General features: G+C 41.3%; 16 protein-coding genes. 6 read left to right on the top strand and 10 right to left on the bottom strand.

All coding sequences use genetic code 11. The features are described from left to right. Positions 1-62 precede the first annotated feature (62 nt). From JMW39_RS09600 to JMW39_RS09590, 3 genes are all read right to left on the bottom strand, one after another. Positions 63-554: a hemerythrin domain-containing protein gene (locus JMW39_RS09600; protein ID WP_201546267.1), complete on the bottom strand. Its 492-nt coding sequence runs from the start codon at positions 552-554 to the stop codon at positions 63-65. Between the two features lie 214 nt (positions 555-768). Continuing rightward, a complete protein-coding gene (locus JMW39_RS09595; RefSeq protein ID WP_227679477.1) occupies positions 769-1,449 on the bottom strand; it encodes a DUF1294 domain-containing protein in 681 nt (226 codons plus the stop codon). A 124-nt stretch (positions 1,450-1,573) separates the two neighbouring features. Next, complete coding sequence (locus tag JMW39_RS09590) at positions 1,574-1,891, bottom strand: hypothetical protein (RefSeq protein ID WP_201546266.1); 318 nt, start codon at positions 1,889-1,891, stop codon at positions 1,574-1,576. A gap of 335 nt (positions 1,892-2,226) precedes the next feature. Here JMW39_RS09590 and JMW39_RS09585 point away from each other — a divergent pair, with 335 nt between their 5' ends. Together JMW39_RS09585 and JMW39_RS09580 are read left to right on the top strand one after the other, a co-directional pair. Continuing rightward, positions 2,227-2,724 (top strand): FKBP-type peptidyl-prolyl cis-trans isomerase, encoded by a 498-nt coding sequence (locus JMW39_RS09585; protein ID WP_201546265.1) that lies wholly within the window; start codon positions 2,227-2,229, stop codon positions 2,722-2,724. Between the two features lie 40 nt (positions 2,725-2,764). After that, entirely contained in the window at positions 2,765-3,805 is a 1,041-nt protein-coding gene (locus JMW39_RS09580) for an aldo/keto reductase (RefSeq protein ID WP_201546264.1), read from the top strand. A gap of 169 nt (positions 3,806-3,974) precedes the next feature. On the opposite strand, the gene JMW39_RS09575 is transcribed toward JMW39_RS09580, so the two are convergent. Next, on the bottom strand, positions 3,975-4,775 hold the full coding sequence (locus tag JMW39_RS09575) for a lysophospholipid acyltransferase family protein (protein WP_201546263.1): 801 nt from the start codon (positions 4,773-4,775) through the stop codon (positions 3,975-3,977). 471 nt (positions 4,776-5,246) lie between these two features. Between JMW39_RS09575 and hflX the strand changes: the two genes are divergently transcribed. From hflX to JMW39_RS09555, 4 genes are all read left to right on the top strand, one after another. After that, on the top strand, positions 5,247-6,692 hold the full coding sequence (hflX, locus tag JMW39_RS09570) for a ribosome rescue GTPase HflX (RefSeq protein WP_201546262.1): 1,446 nt from the start codon (positions 5,247-5,249) through the stop codon (positions 6,690-6,692). 355 nt (positions 6,693-7,047) lie between these two features. Then, complete coding sequence (locus JMW39_RS09565) at positions 7,048-7,506, top strand: CidA/LrgA family protein (RefSeq protein WP_201546261.1); 459 nt, start codon at positions 7,048-7,050, stop codon at positions 7,504-7,506. Positions 7,507-7,528: 22 nt separating this feature from the next. Continuing rightward, positions 7,529-8,215, top strand: coding sequence for an LrgB family protein (locus JMW39_RS09560; protein ID WP_201546260.1), 687 nt, complete (start codon positions 7,529-7,531; stop codon positions 8,213-8,215). A gap of 454 nt (positions 8,216-8,669) precedes the next feature. Continuing rightward, positions 8,670-9,482, top strand: a complete 813-nt coding sequence (locus tag JMW39_RS09555) for a lytic transglycosylase domain-containing protein (protein WP_201546259.1) — start codon at positions 8,670-8,672, stop codon at positions 9,480-9,482. Between the two features lie 166 nt (positions 9,483-9,648). Here the strand turns inward: JMW39_RS09555 and tsf are convergent, their stop codons facing one another. From tsf to JMW39_RS09525, 6 genes are all read right to left on the bottom strand, one after another. Continuing rightward, positions 9,649-10,533, bottom strand: a complete 885-nt coding sequence (tsf, locus tag JMW39_RS09550; RefSeq protein WP_201546258.1) for a translation elongation factor Ts — start codon at positions 10,531-10,533, stop codon at positions 9,649-9,651. A 364-nt stretch (positions 10,534-10,897) separates the two neighbouring features. Further along, positions 10,898-11,698, bottom strand: a complete 801-nt coding sequence (gene rpsB, locus JMW39_RS09545; RefSeq protein ID WP_201546257.1) for a 30S ribosomal protein S2 — start codon at positions 11,696-11,698, stop codon at positions 10,898-10,900. Positions 11,699-12,128: 430 nt separating this feature from the next. Further along, complete coding sequence (locus JMW39_RS09540) at positions 12,129-12,578, bottom strand: chemotaxis protein CheX (RefSeq protein ID WP_201546256.1); 450 nt, start codon at positions 12,576-12,578, stop codon at positions 12,129-12,131. Between the two features lie 41 nt (positions 12,579-12,619). Next, on the bottom strand, positions 12,620-13,069 hold the full coding sequence (locus tag JMW39_RS09535) for a chemotaxis protein CheX (RefSeq protein WP_201546255.1): 450 nt from the start codon (positions 13,067-13,069) through the stop codon (positions 12,620-12,622). 115 nt (positions 13,070-13,184) lie between these two features. Continuing rightward, positions 13,185-13,547 (bottom strand): response regulator, encoded by a 363-nt coding sequence (locus tag JMW39_RS09530; RefSeq protein WP_201546254.1) that lies wholly within the window; start codon positions 13,545-13,547, stop codon positions 13,185-13,187. Positions 13,548-13,566: 19 nt separating this feature from the next. Continuing rightward, positions 13,567-15,771 (bottom strand): ATP-binding protein, encoded by a 2,205-nt coding sequence (locus tag JMW39_RS09525; protein WP_201546253.1) that lies wholly within the window; start codon positions 15,769-15,771, stop codon positions 13,567-13,569. Position 15,772: the final 1 nt, after the last annotated feature.

Below are 15,772 nucleotides of genomic sequence, written 5' to 3'. Positions count from 1 at the left end.
ATAGTGGCTATTTTTATGCGCTAACTTTCTCATTTATCAAAAAATACAAAAGATTTTAGTAATCAATCATCCGCATGTGTTTGTTCGAACTCAGCATGCTCAACTTGATATAAGGCCCCTAGACGTTGCTGCAGATCGGCATCCAAAATCTTTTTGGCTTGTTTGAAAAACTCGTTTTCTTCTTCTTTTAGATGATGATGTACTTTATGAATCAGGTCCGCACAAGTTGTATCCCACTTCTCTCGTCCAATACGTCCGTCATCCAAAGTTTCCATCATCTCATCCATTTCATGATGCTCAGTAATGGCGTGACGAGACAAATCGAGACCTTCGTCATGCTGCATAACCGGTATATATAGATGACGCTCTTCAGCGGCTGCATGCGCTTGTAGCTCTAGCTTAAGCGCTTCGTAAACGGCTTTACGCTGTGCCTCACCCTTTGTTTTTTCGAGCTTGTCGCATAATGCCCGTTGAACCTCATGCTTTTCGAGCAGAGCCTCAAAAATATCTTTTTTTAAATCAACTTCATCGGCATTCTTATTGTCATTACTCATTATCTTCCTCTTTAAAATTGTTTATGGGTTAGGTAGTCAAATGGTTTTATTCACTCTCCAAGCATCATAACAATAATAAAAACGCCTATTGTCATTTATCAGTGACTAGTAGACTATTATTTAGTCAATCTTATCTATTTTAACTTGAGGAGGCAATTCAAATCCTATTATGCTAACTATCCACAATCTTATTAAGCCATCTCCGAAAATCGATCTAAAGAAATTCTTTCAAGACTTCTAAGCCACCACCCGCTAATATAAACAATAACCCTGCCAAATTAATAATAACGGTTAAATAATAAGCGATACGGAATTCAGGCTTTTGTGACTTATGCCGCAAGTAGGTTTGCGCCACCATCGCACCGACCCAGCCGCCAAGTGCACTTAACAGATGTAGCGTTGATTCAGGCGTTCGCCAATCGCCACTTTGGGCAGCGGCCTTGTCTTTAGCATACATGCCATAGGTAATGATGCCTAATACTGCATACCAAGCAAGTACCAGCCAGCTTAACTTATTCATGACCACCAATAAAATTAGAACCCCATAAAAGCCAACACCAAGAAACAAGCGTTTCTTTTGTCCTGCTTCAAACTCTGCTTGGGCGCTGCGTTTGTGATTTCGCTGACGAATTTGGCTATTTTTTTGCGCCATTTTCTGCTGCACAAAGCTGAGCTCTTGTACATCCTTTGCCTGCAGGCGACCCTGATTGTCTTGCCCCACTGTAAAAACTACTTGCTCGCCAATTTCGGGACGACGCTGGGCTTTAAAAGCGCTGACATGAAAAAATACTGACTCGCCTGCTTCCGTTTCAATAAAACCAAAACCTTTATCGTCTTGCCATTTTTTAATATGACCTTGTTGTTTAATGCTTAGGTTTTTCGTTTTCATATTCATAGTTTTTATCTATCGATTGTTTTTATAACTATTATATAACTTTCCTGCACTCATAAAAAAAGCTAAGAGCTTTACTCTTAGCTTTTTAGTGACCATAAAAATACCTTAACAAGACATTAAGGTATTAACGGCATTTTTTCTGCTCATACAAGTTGGTCAAATTATTGTGACGATCTTTTGCCGCATTGATAGCTTCTTCAGTATTAGAATAGGTACCAATCAAAGCTGGCCAAAATAAAATTGCGGCAGCCACATTCTTACCAGTCGCTTTACGTTCAGCACGTGCTTTTTGCTCAAAGTCATCCGCTTCAGCTATTTCACTAAGAATTTGCTGACAAGATAGATTAACATCACTTACCTTTTTAGTCTGTACAACATGTGGCGTAGCACACCCTTGAGCCAATAATGCAAACATTCCAATTACCAAAACCGCTTTTTTCATAATCATCTCAGAAGTTGTTTAACTTACAATTATTAATAGATAAGTTACTTATCTTAAATTAAGTTTACATTTATATACATTAAGAAAGATAATGTCAACTTAATTTCATTCTTAGACAACTTTAATTATTTATTATTTTTAGTTGAGCTATTAACGCATTGTATTTATTAATTTTTTAAAAAGACATATGAAGTAGATTGATAAAAACATCAGTAACAGCTTATAAAAGTGCTCTAACAGATATCTGTCACATCAAGACGTTTAGTCTATAGGCTATGCTAAACTCTCTATTATAATTAACCCTCTTAATCTTATTCTATAAAAGACACATTACTATGACCGACTCTCAATTTATCACTCCTAATGAAGATATTCGTATCACCCACGGCAGCCTTGTTAAGCTGCATTTTGAAGTATCGCTAGAAAACGGTACGATGATTGATTCAACCTTTAACCGTGATGAGCCTGTAACGCTGACGATCGGCGATGAGAGCTTTTTACCGGGTTTTGAGCAGGTACTGATGAACCTACGAGCTGGCGATACACGCACGGCTCACCTTGAGCCTGAGCAAGCGTTTGGCGAGTGGAACCCTGATAACATCCAGCATTTTAGTAGCACCCAATTTGCCTTGGTCGCTGACAATCCTGAAATCGGTATGTTGGTCGAGTTTGAAGACAAAGGCAAAAACACCCTGCCTGGCACCATTAGCGCCATTGATGACGACGAAGTAGAAGTTGATTTTAACCACCCACTCGCTGGACAGTCGGTACTTTTTAAAGTGAAGATATTCCAAGTCACCCCGCCGGGCGTCACCGGTATCAAGCTGATGTAGTATCAAAATAAATCTATATTAAAATAAAAAGGATAAACAGATGCAATATCAAACACTGCCACAACTGAATGAAAAAGTCTCAAAAATTTGCTTAGGAACAATGACCTGGGGACAGCAAAATAGCGAAAGCGATGCTCATGCACAGATGGACATGGCGCTTAGCGCAGGCGTGAACTTTTGGGATACCGCTGAGATGTATCCGTCGCCGCCTGATAAAGACAAGCAAGGCGACACCGAACGCTTTATGGGTACGTGGTTTCACAAAACCAAACAGCGCAACAAGGTCATTCTTGCCAGCAAAATATCACCGATGGATTTTTTGCGAGATGGTCAGACGCGTTATACCGCTGAGCAAATCAGCAGCGCTATCGATGGCAATCTTGAACGTTTGCAAACCGATTATATTGATATTTACCAGCTACACTGGCCTGAGCGTCAAACCAACTATTTTAGCCAGCTCGGTTATACTGAAGAGATGGCAGCACAACCGCTAGATGATTTGACGCCTTTTTTAGAGACAATTGAAGCGTTAAATAACGAAATTAAAAAAGGTCGGATTCGTGCTTATGGCTTATCAAATGATACCGCTTGGGGACTGATGCGCTATCTATGGGAAGCAGATAAAAATGGTTTAATCGCGCCTATTACGGTGCAAAATCCTTATAGTTTGCTCAACCGTTTATATGAAGTGGGCATGGCAGAGATTGCCCATCGTGAAAATGTCGGTCTACTTGCCTACTCGCCGCTTGGCTTTGGGGTATTGTCTGGTAAATACCTTGATGGCAAACGTCCTACTGGCGCGCGCCTGACGATGTATGACCGCTTTGCTCGCTATACCAATGAAGAAGCAAAAGCAGCCACCACTCAATATGCCAAAATTGCCGCAGATGCTGGTTTGGACATGGCACAAATGGCATTGGCCTTTGTCAATTCACGCTCGTTTGTCACCAGTAATATCATTGGAGCGACTACCACTGAACAGCTACAATCCAATATTGATAGCATCAACTTAACCTTAAGCGCAGACGTCCTAAAAGCTATTGAGGCGGTACATACCCAGCATCCTAATCCATCGCCATAACGTTACGTCGCAAAATTCTAATTTTTTTCAGGTTTTAATAGACTGAACTGCCAGTATTTGCATAGCAAAGAAAAAGGCGCAAACCTTAGTATGATTACTAAGATTTGCGCCTTTTTTATTCCTACTTTTTCTATTGAGCTTTTTCTATCTCAAACAGTTTCATACTAACTTATACTTTAGCTGCTTTCGTTAAGACGCGCGAATGTAATTCAGCCAAGCCTTCTTGCATATGTGCTTGTAATAAATCGGTCAGCTGGCTTTTATTCAAACCTTTAGGATCTATTGGCTCAAGCGGTAAGACAAAAGCCGTCACGTCTTTACTATCAAGCACTTTTTTTAGGCTATCTTTCATCGTCAGCTTACCGTAGTAAGGCAACTCTTCACTTAAAGTGCCGTCTTTATTTACATAGGCAATCACCAGCGGGCGCACCGGTACATCAGCATCTATCGCCGCTTGTAGCAAAGTGCCATGGATACGCTTAATTTTTTTACCATCAGTTGTCGTTGCTTCTGGAAAGAAGATAACCGAAAAACCCTTGGTTAAAAAATTGGCAATTTGGGCGGCGACCGTGCCAGCATCACCGGAACCACGCTCGATAAATACCGTACCTGCGGCATGCGCCAACTTACCAAATATTGGCCAATCGCCAATTTCGGCTTTTGATAAGAAAAAAGCCGGGCTCACCGTACCAACCACGGGTATATCCATCCATGACACATGATTGGAAACCCATAAACCGTGGTGTTGCTCTACACGCTCGACTGCCACAACTTTTACGCCAAAAGAGCCTGCCATTTTTCGGCAAAAGGCTTGAATATAACGTGGCAGTGTTTCGCGCGGTGGCTGCTTAAAGGCGCCGATACGTTGGGCGGCGCGTAGGCCGCCAGCGATAGTGGTGGTCATGCCAGCGATTTGTTTGCCGCGACCTAATTGCTGTTTGAGTGAAAAGCCTGACTTAGATTGGCTCATCTGTATCCCTCGTGGTTAAAAATTTATGAGTTAAAAAATTCTTTATTAAAGAGCTTAGTGCTTAAAAAACGTATGATTATATCTCTTAAACGAGCGTCATGAGTATAACAAAATTTATTTACTCAGTGACTAATTGTTCACTGAGTTATGAGTGGCTTTTGTTAATATTTTGCAGTAATTAAATAATAGCTCGTTTTTACACAGTTCATTTTTACTGCTGTCACTACTCAATAGATTAGTACGTTTAAAAAAGTCAACCTCGCCGTTAATTACTTTTTTACGAGAAGCCTGATACTTCCCTCATTAGAATATTTAATAATAAACCCTGTAACATAAAAGCATGGCTAATTGCGTTAATACGCTTTAATATCAAGTGATAAGACCACATATAGAGGGTCATACGAAGGCTATATCGACAGTTAATAAATCGATAACCGCCATCTATTTACTTAATTACATAGGTGATACTCTTTGGAATATTTTGAAAGACATGAAGGTGGCGAGCGCGCCATTATAGTACATTTAGACATTCGCCAAATTCAAGATCCTGATGATCTAAACGAATTTGAGCTACTTGCAGATTCGGCAGGTGCCGACCGCTTAGCACTGGTCACAGGCTCACGCGCACGTCCTGATGCCAAATACTTTGTTGGTAGCGGTAAAGCACAAGAAATAGCAGAATTGGTGCGCGAACATGACGCTGATATCGTCCTTTTTAATCACAATTTATCGCCATCACAAGAGCGTAATATTGAAGCACTGGTACAATGCCGTGTCCTTGACCGCACAGGCTTAATTTTAGATATTTTCGCACAGCGCGCCCGTACTTACGAAGGTAAGCTACAGGTTGAGCTTGCGCAGTTGAACCACTTATCGACGCGTTTGGTGCGTGGTTGGACGCATTTGGAGCGCCAAAAAGGCGGTATTGGTTTACGTGGACCCGGCGAAACCCAGCTTGAGACCGATCGTCGCTTACTACAAGTGCGAGTCACCCAGCTTAAAAGTAGAATCGAGAAAGTCAGACAGACACGCGCACAAGGACGAGCACGCCGACAAAAATCAGACGTACCGACTATTTCACTCGTTGGTTATACCAATGCTGGTAAATCTACCCTATTTAACCGCTTGGTTGACGAAAACATTTATGCGGCTGATAAACTGTTTGCCACGCTCGACCCTACCCTGCGCCGTTTAGATTGGCAAGGTGTTGGCCGCGTGGTTTTAGTCGATACCGTCGGTTTCGTTCGACATCTACCGCATGAGCTGGTTGAGTCGTTTCATGCGACATTAGAGGAAACCTTAGAAGCCGACTTATTGCTACATGTCATCGACTCTTCTAGTGAAGATATGCACGAGCAAATCGAGGCGGTTAAAGCTGTCTTAGCTGAAATTGATAACGATGTGCCAGTGCTCAATGTTTATAATAAGATTGATTTGACCGATGAGCCTGCGCACATTGGCTATGCTAAAGAAGGCCAGCCTAACCGTGTATATGTTTCTTCTAGTAAAAACCTAGGCATGGAAGAGCTGTCATTAGCCGTCCAGCAGTTACTGACTGGCACACTGACGACGTTTGAATTGACGCTACCTTATAATGCCGGTCAGTTAAAAAACTCCTTATATGAGTTGGGCGTTATTCAGGAAGAGAGCTATGATGACAACGGTCATGAATGCTTAACCATTCGTCTGCCAAGTGATAGGCTCAAGCAGCTATTGGGGCAGGCCAATTTAAAACCATTAGATGTCTTGCCGTTGGCACAAGCAACATTGCTGATGCCGATACTTGAAGAGTTTGAGCAGATTGATGAAGATGACAGTCATCATGAAGAAGCGTCTTTAACGGCAGAAGAAGAAAACGCCTTTGCTGAATTTGAAGCGTTAAATTCTGCGACACAAGAATCTGACTCGAAAAGTTAAATAAACACTTCTTATATTATGTAATCCACATGGTATTTAATAAAAGGACGCTATCAAACGATGGCGTCCTTTTTTATATTTATAGGGCTTAACATTCATTATACGAGATATTTAGAAACAGCTTAATAGCTGCAATCCGCGCTTAGGCTTTATTAGTCTGCCTACTCTCTATATAATCAGCCTCTATGCGTGCGTTTGAATACAGTTGACCAGTGATTGTCGTTAGTTAACTACTGAACGCCACATTTATTAATAAGCTTAATCACTAAAGCCTTATGGATTTTTCATATAAACAGCACATTTCTGTACCCATTTTATCAAAGACTAACTATATCTGACTTAGCTAGGATTACTTATGAACTCCACTTCTACTTCCAACATACCATTATGGATGGCGTTAATATTGACGCTGATAATGGTCGTGGTGGTTCGTGAGTCCGCCGTCATTGTTTGCCAATGGGCAGGTATTGAAAAAGCCGCAAATATCATTGGTTTGCTAACAATGTTTGTTATTTTGATTATTTGGCGACTGATAAAAGGGCTACCGCACTGGCTAACCCAAGCAAGCAATAAGTTACTGGTTGATAGTGGTTTTGCCTTTTTGCCGGTTTCTGCCGGAGCCGGCTTATTGCTATTTGCGTTAGGTGATGAGTTTTGGGGTGTGATGCTGACGATGATTATCAGTACGCTTATTCCGCTTTGGGGACTGGCTATCCTTGCCAATCGCTCTCTGAATAATAGCGGCGCTACAGATAACAGTGACATTGACAGTACGAATGCGAATACGACCAACAAGCACAAGGGACAGCATTAAGCTGTAGGAACAAGGCAACGTTATGAGTTTTAATAGTGTGTTTACCGCAACCCTTGCTGCAATATTATTAACCTTGGCAGCCCATGTCATCGCCCGCGTCCTTGCGCGCAAGCTATCGTGGTTACCGATGGTCATCACCGCATTGGCATTAGTACTGCTGTTTTTGTTTATCTTGCAATGGGATTACAACAATTATTACAGCGTAGCAAAACCCGTATTTGACCATTTATTAGGTTATGTGACGGTATTATTGGCTGTACCATTGGCAGCGATGAATTTTAAAGGCTTGCCAGTCAAAAAGCTCACGATGATTGTAGCGCTAGCCAGCGTAGTTGGCGCCTTGCTACCCATGTCATTAGCCTATCTATTTTCACTCAGTAATGAGACTATTTTGGCATTTGCTACCCGTTCAGTGACCACACCGATTGGTCTAAGCGTCGCTGATTTGATTAAAGCCCCGCTGGCGATGGCAAATTTGATTATCATTGTTTCAGGACTAATCGGTGGTACGTTAGCGCGTTTCTTATTTCGCGGTATTGATGATGACCGCGCCAAAGGTTTAGCCCTTGGTTTAGCAGCGCATGCATTTGGCACCGTAGAAGCGTGGCAAATTAGTCATACGGCTGGACGCTATGCCGCCTTTGGCTTAGCAGTCAACGGGTTGGTTACCGCTGTTTGGGTGCCTATTTTTATCAGTGCGTTATCCTAATAAAATGCTTTAAGTTAAATCTAAATACCTTAGCCCATCCTCCTTGATGGGCTTTTTTCACCTGAATCAATTTCATTTGATAGAATTTCTAGCGGTATCTCTTACTTATTTTTAATGCAAAGATAAAGGCGAAAATATTGCTCTTATAAGTCCATTAACCACCCTTATTCTATTACCATCTTGATTTCATTGAGCTTTCTTACAAATTAAAAGGCCTTTTGACTGCGCGTGCACGCATTCAGATATGGCAAAAACTTATTTTGTGTTATAGTAAGCAACTATTATTTTTTGTATCTATTGCAAGTGGTTTTGTTAGACGCGAATTCTTAGGTAGTCGCCATACTGATATTGGCTCACTATAAAATCCTACAAACGCGATAACCGCTTTGACGCGCGACATCACGCGCTTATAGGCAAAGCAATTTGCTATTACTCGATAAAAAGTGATAACCCTATGATAAATCTTGCACCCCTAATGACACGTTGCTTGTCTCCCGTTTTACTTACTGCCATTGCCTTCTCTAGCCTACCTATCGCCGCTCAAGCAGGCAATATGTATATCTACAAAGACAAAGGTGGACAAGTTCTCCTCACTAACGTCAATCCTAGTGGCAATTTTGATAAATTTAGTAAAAAAGTAAAAACGACTTATTATAAAGATTCTGGTGCTTACAATGCTGGTAGCAATACTAATGCAGATTATGGTAGCAGCGCGGCGAGCAGTAGCGGCAGTCGTAACTCTTACGATAGCTATATCCGTGCCTCTGCTGATCGCCATGGTATAGATCCTGCGCTGATGAAAGCCATGATGCATACGGAGTCTGCCTTTAATCCTAATGCACGCTCACCTGTCGGTGCGCAAGGTTTGATGCAGCTGATGCCAGCGACTGCTCGCCGCTTTAAAGTGAGTAATCCTTGGAATCCTGCCGATAATATCGAAGGATCTGCGAAATATATCGCTTGGCTGATGAAACGTTTTAATAATAATGTTGAATTTGCCGTGGCTGGTTATAATGCTGGCGAAGGGAATGTCGATAAATATAATGGCATTCCTCCGTTTAAAGAAACCCGTAACTATGTCAAAAGCGTGATGAGCCGCTATCATAGTTTATATAAAAATGATTCAGCACTATCGGGTAATACAATGAATGCGAATAACAGTAATACTGCCAATACCAGTAATAGTGGCGGCCTCCAAAACGTCAGTTACGGCACCAGTAGCAATAATGCAAGCTATGCTAACTCTGCTTATTTAGCATTGCGCTAATTCAAAAGACAACAGCCACAAAAAAGCCCATTAAATTAATAATGGGCTTTTTTTGCTTAATAATGGGCTTTTTTTGCGTTCAAACAAAGCTATTTTAAAATCTTTGAGCACTTTATTAAGTTATTAATATTAAATAATCAATAAAGCACTCACTGCATTTTAAAACTTACTTATTCGCTAGTGCTTGGGTTGCAGCAACTTCAGCAGCAAAGTCTTCTTGCTTCTTCTCGATGCCTTCGCCGACTTCTAGACGTTTGAAACCAACTACTTTTACGCCTTCAGATTTTAATACGTCACCAACTTTTTTCTCGTTGTCCATGACGTATGGTTGACGAAGTAACGTGACTTCGTCTAGGTACTTACGTAAGCCACCTTCAATCATTTTTTCAACGATATTGTCAGGCTTACCAGACTCTTTCGCTTTTGCTTCGATAATGTCTTTTTCGCGTGCTAGTACGTCAGCCGCTACGTCTTCATCATCTACTGCCACAGGGTTGAATGCTGCAATGTGCATGGCAAGGTTTTTGCCGGTGTCTGCACTGCCGCCTTCATAAGAAACCACCACACCGATACGTAGACCATGGCGGTATGCAGCAATGTTAGCGCCTTCAAGTACTTCAACACGGCGGATTTGGATATTCTCACCGATTTTTTGTACTAGAGATACACGAGCTTCTTCAATCGTTTGACCATTGCCATATGGCAATTCAGCGATAGCAGCTACGTCAGTCTCATTATTTTCTAGGGCGATGTTTGCTACTTTTTCTGCAAATGCAGCGAAGTTTTCATCTTTTGCAACGAAGTCAGTTTGGCAGTTAACTTCTAACAAGAATGCTTTGTTGTCGCCTTGAGCGATAATGATAGCGCCGTCAGCTGCGATGTTACCCGCTTTTTTAGCCGCTTTCGCTTGACCTGATTTACGTAGGTTATCAATGGCAACTTCAACATCACCATTTGACTCTTCTAACGCTTTTTTACATTCCATCATGCCAAGACCAGTACGGTCGCGCAATTCTTTTACCATTTTGGCAGATACTTTTACTTCTGACATAAGAGTTACCTTTTATTATGTACATGAATATTGTTATTTAGAGGTATGCTTAAAATCTATTCGATAACTTGATTAATATTAAGTCAACATTGCTCTTAATATTAGACTTAAGCCTTCATATAACCACTCATCGTTAACGATTATTTATATCATCAAAAAAGCAATATGGCTCGTATAGACGATAATACTCGCCCAATCATGACACGCTTATTAACTTTGACCATAAACCATTAACAGTAAGGCATGACGAGTAAAACTACATCATGCCTTTTATGAGCTTATAAGCTGTTAATAACCTTATATGAGTGCTGATAAGACAACTATCAAGACACCTTTACAAAGTTAAACCTTTGCGGTCAGCGATTTATTCTGCTGGAGTAGCAGCTTCTTCAGCTTTAGCTTCAACTGGCGCTTCTTCAGCAGCAGCAGGTGCTTCTTGGTCAGCTTTACCGCCCGCTTGAGTTTGTGCGTATTCTTTACCAGCGATGATTGCATCAGCCATAGAAGTTACATACAAAGTTACCGCACGGATAGCATCATCGTTAGCTGGAATGATGTAATCAACGTTATCTGGGTTAGAGTTAGTATCAACAATACCGATAACTGGGATACCTAGATTTTTAGCTTCTTTGATAGCAATCGCTTCATGATCTACGTCTACAACGAAGATTGCGTCAGGTAGGCCGCCCATGTCTTTGATACCGCCTAGTGAACGCTCAAGTTTTTCCATATCGCGAGTACGCTCTAACGCTTCACGCTTAGTAAGCTTAGCGAAAGTACCGTCTTCAGCTTGTTTTTCTAGCTCTTTTAGACGATTGATTGACTGGCGTAACGTTTTCCAGTTAGTCAACATACCACCTAACCAGCGATGGTCAACGTATGGCATACCAGCACGTGCTGCTTGCTCAGCGATAACGCCGCTAGCTGCACGTTTAGTACCAACAAATAATACTTTGTTTTTCTTAGCAGCTAGGCCGTTTACGTAAGTCAATGCTTCGTTAAACGCTTTTACTGTGTGCTCAAGGTTGATGATATGAATCTTGTTACGGGCACCAAAGATGTATGGTCCCATTTTTGGATTCCAAAAACGTGTTTGGTGACCAAAGTGAGCGCCAGCTTGTAGTAAGTCGCGCATTTCGATTTTGGTTGGATTGTTTGTAGCCATGTGAAATTCCTATTGGTTGGGTTATGCCTCCACATCACAAAAACTGCCTATCTAGCGACACGCATTTGCTGATAGTTGATGCTTATAATGCAGCACCGTGACTATCTATTAGACGCAAATTAATCAAGTCGCCAAACACCCAGCAATTTTTTGCCATGATGTGTGTGTCATTGGTTGATGGGTTGGTTTGAAAAATAAGCTATGATTTGAACGTATAGAATACTATTTTATAAAAAAGAGTACTCTATGATAAAAAATAGCTGGGCTGTATTTTATCATATAAGGCTAAGTAATCGCTAGCGCTATTATAAGACTTAAGTGGATGATAACGCATAAAAAAACGACGTATTAACGTCGTTTTCACTTCTCATCGTTATTTACAGCATTACTCACTATCTATACAGCGGTTTAATCTATAAGGCAGGTTAAATTAAGCGATAGAAATACCGATAACTGCCTTGTAGCCGCGCCATGTAAAAGGCGTAACATAGCTTTGGCGATCTTTTGGTAAATAAGGAATGCTGGGTATGCCTTCGATAATTTTAGGCGGCGATATAATAAAATCAGCGCCAAACTCGGTACGGGCGTTACCTGAAATGGTATTTGCCATCTCACCCAATAAGTCTTTCATCATCGTAATAGAGGAATCAGGCTCGCCCATTACTTTGATGATTTCACGCAAAAGAGTGCTCGGAGCGCTAACATAAACGCAGCCTTCAAGCGGTCCAGAGATTTTAATCATACCGCTATAGTCATAACCCACGGCATTTTTATTACTATTCAAATACGGCGTATCAATCACTACTGACTCATCATCAATCTGTGCAAAAAACGCACTGATCGAGCTTAAAAAGACGCCTAATTTATCTACATTAACCATAATCGTTTATCATCCATATTGATCTTCATGAGGGATTGTATTCAATCTTGCAAACAAACCACAATCTCGCCAATTTGACCGCGCCAACTGACTGGAATGATAAAAGAACGTCCGTTTTTAGGTAGGATAATGCTTTGCGGTGAGCCTTTAAATACCAGCGGTACAGAGATATGAAACTCCGCGCCAAACTCGTTGCGAGCATTACCGGATATGGTATTCGCAACCTCACCTGCAAGATCGACCAAATTATCTTCGCTTTTATCCGTTTCGCCCATGCTATCTAGAATACTATCTAATAACGCGCTGGTGGCAGAAAAATAAACCACACCTTTTTGCACCCCCGAGATACCAATGACGCCGGTATAGTCATGGACTTTTGGCTGTTGATTTTCTAGTAAATAAGGGGTATCAACGACCAGCTCTTCATTGCCAAACTGATTAAAATAATTGGTAATGATACTCACAAAAATTTGTAACTTTTGCTCTTTCATAATATGTGTTCTTTCATAATATATTTACTAAATTGATTAGGGTATGTCTTCATTTTAAAAATAGTCATAAAAACGAGCTAAGCTCATGAGTTAAATGGCGGACATACCCTAGAGGTTAGTCTTGTACAAGCTCATACAAAGACTCTACCAGCTCTTCTTCTGAAAAAGGCTTGCACAAGAATCCGCTCGCGCCCAGTGACAAAGCTTCAATACCAGTCGATTTATCAGACAACGCCGATACCACTAAAATCCGTACTTCAGGATCTATCGCAATGATTTTTGCAATGCATTCAAGACCATCCATTTGCGGCATGGTTAAATCCATGGTAATCACATCCGGACGATGAATATTAAATTTCTCAATCGCTTGCACACCACTGGTCGCCGTCGCAACTAACATAAACTGACCTGAATCGTAAGCACGCTGAATACGGTTTCGAATGATATTTGAATCATCAACAATCATTAATTTGTGCATAATGTCTCTTTATCCTTAATTACGCGGTCGGTAAGGTAATGACAAAACGGGTCATTTTGCCAAGCTCACTGTTTACATTAAGCTTACCGTCATATTCTTTTACTAAAGCCTTGATGACATCTAAGCCCACGCCGCGTCCACCATCTTCATCCGCATGCTCTTTAGTCGAGAACCCAGAAGAAAATAATGTTTTAAGCAAATCACCTTCAGTAAGCGCGCTTGCGTCTTCATGACTGAAGCGACCATCGGCGATTAATTTATTACGGATGCCTTCGTAGTTGATACCCTGACCGTCATCTTGTAACACGATGACTAGGTTTTGAGCGTCACGCTGCATCTCTAAATCAATACTACCTACGGCAGGCTTACCAGCAGTCTGACGCGCTTTAGGAGACTCAACCCCATGTACCACTGCATTACGTAATAATTGAATGCTGATTTCCCGAACTGGTTTTTTAAGACCTTCAGGGATAGTAACGTGCGCTAAATTATGACCATTTAGCTGTACTTGTTTGCCTTGTCTAACCGCGATATCTTGCGCAAAATCTTGATAGTACGCTAACTGCTCATCCGCTAAATCATCACTCAAATCAATGTTATTGCCGCCGGCAAAAGACGCAGTCTCAATTGATTTATTTGATGCTGGCGCATGGGTAGCGATTGATGAACTCGCCGATACAGGTGCTTTTGTCATCGGCTGAGTGCTAGCATTATTCTTTGGCGCAGCTTGGTTGATGCGCTCACCTAATGTCTCAATAGTATTCGAGAGGCTAAGTAAGTCGTCTAAATGGACAGCCAGTGGTAAGAAATTATTACCTGATAGTTTGCCCTGATTTTGCAAGGCATCCAGTTTGTCTTCAGCGTCTGAGGCGATTTTAGTAAAGCTGTGCAGCTTAAGTGCCGACGCTTCACCTTTTAAGCTGTGCATTTCGCGATAAATCGCATTCAGCTTACCTTCAAGCTCAAATTGCGAGCTACCAGGATTTTTCAAAATGTTGTTCATCTTATCGATATGAACTTTGGTGTTATTAATAAATTCATTAATAATTTTTGGATTGACGTTTAAGATGGTGGTCGACATTTCAATTTGCATGTCATTTTGCGAACGCTCTTTTTCTAAGCGCTGCTCTAGATAAACAGCATCTGAGACGTCATTGACGTTGACCAAAATGCGGGCAATATCTTTGTCTTCATAAACGCGTGAAAACTTAAAGTCTAGGAAGCGGCTTGTGGTGCTCTCTTCGCCAGAAGCGTTGTGCAGCATGACTTTATGCAATGGGTTTAAAGAATCAACCAGTTTTTCTTTGACGCGTGGGTTATATAACTGCTCGATAAACTGACGCGTGGTTTTCAAATCTTTGTCTGAAATACGGCCACGTAGTACATCGGCAAAGTTTTCACCTGACAATCTTTCTTCACCAATAATGCCGTTTAGAGCACGTGAATGCTGCTGACCAATATTCAAATCTTTATCTAACAAGAATAGACCCGTATTGACGGTTTCCATGATTTCTTGCGTTTCGCGACGAGCAGCCAATGCTTCAGCATCGGTATCACGCAAACGACGTACAAAGAAGAATACGAAGATTAGGAAGTAAGCAAAAATAGCTGCAACACCCAATATCTGAATCAGACGAATCGTATCTGCTTGGCGTTCGGCGTTAATAAACACTTCATCGGTGAGCTGGTCCAACGAGTCATTAATGAGCAAACTTGAGGTCTTTGCTTGCTCTACTGCTTGAGTCAATTCATCAGACGAATCGACCATGATATTATCAGCGTCTTTTAGATAAGCTTGGATCTTAGGTGCTAAAAGCTGCCATTGCTCATTAGCCGCCGTAATCTGGGTCTGAGACTGACTATTAATCTTTGGTAAATTATAACTTTTACTATCAACGTCGGTGATTTCGCCACCTTGCTCGATGGCATTAATAGAGCTGGTAATCAGAGTTGCATTTTGCTCCAAACGCTCTAAAACTCGCTGGATATGCGGAGAGTTAGTGTCTTCGCCATAACTACTATCTAAGTCGAATAGATCTTTAATTACCGCTTGGGCGCTGTTGGCGACTTGGTTGGTTTGATCAATTAAGACCGTATTTCTTTCAAGCAAGCTTGATGTATAGAAAGTAAATGCCAGCAATGCGCCAATCAAGGATAAAAACAGTGCAATTGAAACAATTAGACTGCGATAGCGTTTATTGTCAATATTATGTGGGGTTGCCATC

It is taken from the genome of Psychrobacter immobilis, assembly GCF_904846175.1.
Lineage (GTDB): Bacteria > Pseudomonadota > Gammaproteobacteria > Pseudomonadales > Moraxellaceae > Psychrobacter > Psychrobacter immobilis_E.
This window is presented reverse-complemented; position numbering and strand designations above follow the sequence as displayed.

What these genes read in the sequence shown, in the direction of transcription:
- JMW39_RS09600 (WP_201546267.1), bottom strand. Translation starts at nt 554, where the DNA reads ATGAGTAATGACAATAAGAATGCCGATGAAGTTGATTTAAAAAAAGAT.
- JMW39_RS09595 (WP_227679477.1), bottom strand. Translation starts at nt 1,449, where the DNA reads ATGAATATGAAAACGAAAAACCTAAGCATTAAACAACAAGGTCATATT.
- JMW39_RS09590 (WP_201546266.1), bottom strand. Translation starts at nt 1,891, where the DNA reads ATGAAAAAAGCGGTTTTGGTAATTGGAATGTTTGCATTATTGGCTCAA.
- JMW39_RS09585 (WP_201546265.1), top strand. Translation starts at nt 2,227, where the DNA reads ATGACCGACTCTCAATTTATCACTCCTAATGAAGATATTCGTATCACC.
- JMW39_RS09580 (WP_201546264.1), top strand. Translation starts at nt 2,765, where the DNA reads ATGCAATATCAAACACTGCCACAACTGAATGAAAAAGTCTCAAAAATT.
- JMW39_RS09575 (WP_201546263.1), bottom strand. Translation starts at nt 4,775, where the DNA reads ATGAGCCAATCTAAGTCAGGCTTTTCACTCAAACAGCAATTAGGTCGC.
- JMW39_RS09565 (WP_201546261.1), top strand. Translation starts at nt 7,048, where the DNA reads ATGAACTCCACTTCTACTTCCAACATACCATTATGGATGGCGTTAATA.
- JMW39_RS09560 (WP_201546260.1), top strand. Translation starts at nt 7,529, where the DNA reads ATGAGTTTTAATAGTGTGTTTACCGCAACCCTTGCTGCAATATTATTA.
- JMW39_RS09555 (WP_201546259.1), top strand. Translation starts at nt 8,670, where the DNA reads ATGATAAATCTTGCACCCCTAATGACACGTTGCTTGTCTCCCGTTTTA.
- tsf (WP_201546258.1), bottom strand. Translation starts at nt 10,533, where the DNA reads ATGTCAGAAGTAAAAGTATCTGCCAAAATGGTAAAAGAATTGCGCGAC.
- rpsB (WP_201546257.1), bottom strand. Translation starts at nt 11,698, where the DNA reads ATGGCTACAAACAATCCAACCAAAATCGAAATGCGCGACTTACTACAA.
- JMW39_RS09540 (WP_201546256.1), bottom strand. Translation starts at nt 12,578, where the DNA reads ATGGTTAATGTAGATAAATTAGGCGTCTTTTTAAGCTCGATCAGTGCG.
- JMW39_RS09535 (WP_201546255.1), bottom strand. Translation starts at nt 13,069, where the DNA reads ATGAAAGAGCAAAAGTTACAAATTTTTGTGAGTATCATTACCAATTAT.
- JMW39_RS09530 (WP_201546254.1), bottom strand. Translation starts at nt 13,547, where the DNA reads ATGCACAAATTAATGATTGTTGATGATTCAAATATCATTCGAAACCGT.
- JMW39_RS09525 (WP_201546253.1), bottom strand. Translation starts at nt 15,771, where the DNA reads ATGGCAACCCCACATAATATTGACAATAAACGCTATCGCAGTCTAATT.